The organism is Alcanivorax xiamenensis (assembly GCF_009846745.1).
Taxonomy (GTDB): domain Bacteria; phylum Pseudomonadota; class Gammaproteobacteria; order Pseudomonadales; family Alcanivoracaceae; genus Alloalcanivorax; species Alloalcanivorax xiamenensis.
Genome location: NZ_AQPF01000089.1, coordinates 1 through 4,701, shown reverse-complemented (window position 1 = coordinate 4,701; position 4,701 = coordinate 1). Strand labels below are relative to the sequence as shown.

4 protein-coding genes are annotated in these 4,701 nt (G+C 60.7%); all 4 read left to right on the top strand.

Translation table 11 applies throughout. The features are described 5' to 3' along the window. The first annotated feature begins 104 nt into the window (after positions 1-104). A complete protein-coding gene (locus A6D6_RS21345; protein WP_159661820.1) occupies positions 105-1,544 on the top strand; it encodes an MBL fold metallo-hydrolase RNA specificity domain-containing protein in 1,440 nt (479 codons plus the stop codon). Between the two features lie 388 nt (positions 1,545-1,932). Beyond that, on the top strand, positions 1,933-2,184 hold the full coding sequence (locus A6D6_RS21340; RefSeq protein ID WP_097057892.1) for a helix-turn-helix domain-containing protein: 252 nt from the start codon (positions 1,933-1,935) through the stop codon (positions 2,182-2,184). Continuing rightward, the gene (locus A6D6_RS21335; protein ID WP_159661819.1) at positions 2,172-3,380 is read left to right on the top strand and encodes a type II toxin-antitoxin system HipA family toxin; all 1,209 of its coding nucleotides are present in this window, start codon (positions 2,172-2,174) and stop codon (positions 3,378-3,380) included. The genes A6D6_RS21340 and A6D6_RS21335 overlap by 13 nt, the downstream gene beginning before the upstream one ends. Before the next feature lie 243 nt (positions 3,381-3,623). Then, on the top strand, positions 3,624-4,701 hold a 1,078-nt coding region (wecB, locus tag A6D6_RS21330; RefSeq protein ID WP_159661818.1), incomplete at its 3' end, for a non-hydrolyzing UDP-N-acetylglucosamine 2-epimerase.

Sequence of the window (4,701 nt, the reverse complement as noted above, 5' to 3'; positions counted from 1 at the left end):
GCCCCCTGTGGGAAGCTTGCTCGCAAGCGAATCCGTTCTCCCCAACAGGGAGAACGGACAAAAGAACATAAAAAAAGAAACACCAAGGAAGGGGGGGAACCACAATGCACCAACCGAACACCCAGTGGCCGGAAATCCGCCACCACGGCGCCGTTGACGGCGTCACCGGATCCGCCCACGAACTGTGCCTGGACCACCAGCACAGCCTGCTGGTGGACTGCGGGCTGTTCCAAGGCCGCGACCAGGGCCCCGGCGGCGCCAACGCCGACGACCTGGCCATCGACTTCCCGGTGGCTCAGGTCAAGGCCCTGGTGATCACCCACGTGCACATAGATCACGTGGGCCGAATACCCTGGCTGCTGGCGGCGGGCTTCAAGGGCTCGATCCTCTGCAGCCAACCCTCGGCGAAGCTGCTGCCCATCGTCTTGGAGGACGCCTTCAAACTGGGCTTCAGCCGCCGGCCGGACGACATAGACCGCTACCTGCGAGTGATCAAACGGCGCCTGGTGCCGCTGCCTTACGACCAATGGCATAGCGCTCTGGACGCCGGCCACGGCCAGATACGAATAAGGCTGCGACGAGCCGGCCACATCCTCGGCTCCGCTTATGTGGAATGCGACGTCAAAGGGCCACCGGGCCGCCACCGGGTGGTGTTCTCCGGGGACCTGGGCGCACCGCACGCGCCCCTGCTGCCGGCGCCCAAGCCGCCCCACGGCTGCGACACCCTGGTGATCGAAAGCACCTACGGGGATCGCAACCATGAGAACAGAAAGGAACGCCAGCAGCGGCTGCAACAGGTACTGGCCCGCGCCCTGCAGGACCAGGGCACCGTCCTGATCCCGGCCTTCAGCATCGGCCGCACCCAGGAACTGCTGTACGAACTGGAGGACATTCTCCACCGCAACAAACAGAGCAGGGTGCACAAAACCCTGCCTTGGAGCGAACTGCCGGTGATCCTGGATTCCCCGCTGGCCAGCCGCTTCACCAGGGCCTACCGGGCATTGAGACCCTACTGGGAACAGGAGGCGCTCAAGCGGATCACCAAAGGCCGCAAGCCCCTGGGCTTTAAACAACTGCTCACGGTGGACGACCACGACGCCCACCTGAGAATGGTCCGCCACCTGGCGGACAGCGCCCGCCCCGCCGTGGTGATCTCCGGCAGCGGCATGTGCACCGGCGGCCGCATCGTCAACTACCTGAAGGCGATGTTGCACGACCCCAGGCATAACGTGCTGTTCGTGGGCTATCAGGGCAAAGGCACACCAGGGCGGCAAATACAGAGGCAAGGGCAGGGCGGTACCGTCACGCTGGACGGCGATACCCACACCATCCAGGTTGGCATCGATAGCCTGGGCGGCTACTCCGCCCACGCCGACCAGCAAGGGTTGATACGGTTCGTCACCGGCATGCGGAAAGCCCCAAGCGCCATCCGCGTCGTGCACGGTGACGACGATGCCAAACGGCACCTGCAAGGTGAGCTGAAGCGCTTGCTCCCCCAATGCCGCATTGTATGCCCCTGTGGGAACCAGCTTGCTGGCGAATAAGCCATGCCGAACGCTGTATTCGCGGCCAAGGCTGCTTCCCACAGCCGCTTCAAACTCCCCTGTGGGAAGCTTGCTCGCAAGCGAACAGGCTGCTGGGATAAGCCAGCCGAACGCTGTATTCGCGGCCAAGGCTGCTTCCCACAGCCGCTTCAAACTCCCCTGTGGGAAGCTTGCTCGCAAGCGAATAGACTGCTGGCGAATAAGCCATGCCGAACGCTGTATTCGCGGCCAAGGCCGCTTCCCACAGCGGCTTCAAGCCCCCCTGTGGGAAGCTTGCTCGCATGCGAATGGCTTTAATGGCCAGCTCCGTAGGCTTAGGTCGCTTGGATGTAATGTGAATATATGCTACAAACAAAGTAAATTAATCGAATTTGAGGCATATATTCACATGACATTGCAAGAACTTGGCACCCAGTTTGCCGGGTTACGCAAGGCAAACGGCCATAGCCAACAACAAGTGGCCGCCATGAGCGGGGTGGATCGCACCGCGATTTCCCGCTTTGAATCCGGCCGGATCACGGAACTGGGCTTCAGCAAAGTGGAGCGGCTATTCGCGCTATATGGGATGGAACTGGCGCCAAGGTCCCGTAAAACACCGACGCTGGATGATCTGGTGAGGGAGCGTGAATGGCCTCAGTAGACGAACTCGACGTCACCAGTGGCAATGAACTAGCAGGGCGGTTGAGCAGGAGCGCCAGGCACGCCGGCGAAGAGTACAGCTTTGCTTACCGTACCGATGAGCCGGAACGGGCGGTCTCGCTGACCATGCCGCTGCGCACCGCATCCTACCAGTTCCCGAGGCTGCACCCGGCGTTTGCCCAGAACCTTCCCGAAGGCTATTTGCGGGATGCCATTCGCCGCACGGTAAGCAAACTGTACGGTGCCAGTGATCTGGCGTTGCTCGCCGCGCTTGGCCCATACCAGATCGGCCGCCTGGGCTATGTTTTGCCAGGCCAGCCCACGGAAATGGCGCACTCGACCGAGCGGCTGGAGACACTGCTGGATTCAGACAATCCGGATTTGTTCGCCGAACTGGTGGAAAAGTACGCACTGAACTCGGGTATATCGGGAGTGCAACCCAAACTGCTGGTGGATGTTGCCGCTGAACCACCAAGAGACAAAGCCGCGATTCGCTCCAGCAGATTGATCGTCAAAGCCTGGGGCACGGATTACCCGGACCTGGCGCTGAATGAATATTTCTGTATGCGGGCCGCCAGCAGGGCGGGGCTGGACGTTCCCCGTTTCGATATCTCCCGTGATGGCCGGCTGTTCATCATGGAACGCTTCGACGTCACGGAAACGGGCGCCTACCTGGGCTTTGAAGATGGCTGCGTATTGCAGGGACTGTCACCGGAAGAAAAATACGACGGCACCTATGAGCGCCTGGCCAGATCCGTATCCGAATTCGTATCGCCGACATTGCGACAAACCGCGCTGGCCAGCCTGTTTCGCTCCATCGTGCTTTCCTGGGCGGTGCGAAATGGCGATGCGCACCTGAAGAACTTTGGTGTGATCTATGACCGCCCCGGCGGCACGGTTGCTTTGGCCCCGACCTACGATATCGTGACCACCACGGCGTACCTGCGTAACGATGTGCCGGCGCTCCATCTTGCAGGCAGTAAGCGCTGGTGGCCTCTGGATCGCCTGGCCGAATTTGGCGCCCGACACTGTGCCCAGAATACCCGGCAGCTCAAAGAGACGATTGGCGCCGTGGGCAGCGCGCTGACAACGACCTTGCCTGAATTGAAAGACGCCTCCCCGCGCTTTCCGGATGTGGCACCCGCCATGATAAAAGCCTGGGAAGAAGCAGTGAATGAAATCGCGGCATGGGCATAGGCCCAGGCACGCTCCCGCAATGGAACTACAAACCCCCTGTGGGAAGCTTGCCGGGCGGCGCTCCGCTCGCAAGCACAGACTGCCGACAAAACTGCTGTGGGAAGCTTGCTTGCAAGCGAATAGGCTTACTGTAGGAGCCGGCCCCGCTGGCGAACCGGGGGCTCCCCAAGCCCCCAAGCTACATGAATCACCTGGCCCCATCACCGGGACCCGCAACTCAGAAATACGGGAAATAAACCCCCAATGACCAAACAGAAACGCATCCTCAGCATCTTCGGCACGCGCCCGGAAGCCATCAAGATGGCCCCGGTGGTCAAACAACTGGATGCCGATCCGCGCTTCGACAGCCGTCTCTGCGTCACCGCTCAACACCGGGAAATGCTGGATCAGGTACTGAATCTGTTCGAGCTGACCCCGGACCATGATCTGAACATCATGGCACCCGGCCAGGATCTGTATGACATCACCTCTCGCATTCTTGTAGGGCTGCGTGACGTACTCAAGGAAGAAAAGCCCGATATGGTGTTGGTGCACGGTGACACCACCACCACCCTGGCCGCCTCTCTGGCCGCGTTCTACCAGCAAATTCCCATTGGCCATGTCGAGGCGGGGCTCCGCACTGGTAACCTGATGTCTCCCTGGCCGGAAGAGGCTAACCGCAAGCTCACGGGTAATCTGGCCCGGCTGCACTTCGCGCCTACCAACACGGCTCGGGATGCCCTGCTGGCGGAAGGCGTCAGTGAAGATATCATCAAGGTCACCGGGAATACCGTCATTGACGCCTTGCTGTGGGTGAAGGCACGAATCGAAAGCGACACCGGATTACGAGCGGACCTGAAGGGCCAACTCCCTTACGGCACGGAGCGGCCTTTGGTTCTGATCACCGGCCATCGCCGTGAGAGCTTCGGCGGCGGCTTTGAACGCATCTGTCAGGCCATCGCCAAATTGGCTGGTGAGCATCCCGACAAGGAGTTCGTTTACCCGGTGCATTTGAACCCCAATGTCCAGGAGCCGGTAAACCGCTTGCTAAAAGGCCACGGCAATGTCCACTTGATCCCACCGCAGGATTACCTGCCTTTTGTCTGGCTGATGATGAACGCGCGGCTGATTCTCACTGACTCTGGCGGCATCCAGGAAGAGGCGCCCTCATTAGGCAAGCCCGTTCTGGTAATGCGGGACACGACCGAACGCCCGGACGCGGTATCCGCGGGGACGGTCAAGCTGGTTGGTACGCAAAGTGAGAACATCTTCAACGAAGCGCACCGTCTGCTCACCGACGCAGACGCTTGGCTGTGTAGTGATGGTATTCCCCTGACAGTCC

Coding starts and splice junctions, on each gene's coding strand:
- A6D6_RS21340 (WP_097057892.1), top strand. CDS start 1,933: ATGACATTGCAAGAACTTGGCACCCAGTTTGCCGGGTTACGCAAGGCA.
- A6D6_RS21345 (WP_159661820.1), top strand. CDS start 105: ATGCACCAACCGAACACCCAGTGGCCGGAAATCCGCCACCACGGCGCC.
- A6D6_RS21335 (WP_159661819.1), top strand. CDS start 2,172: ATGGCCTCAGTAGACGAACTCGACGTCACCAGTGGCAATGAACTAGCA.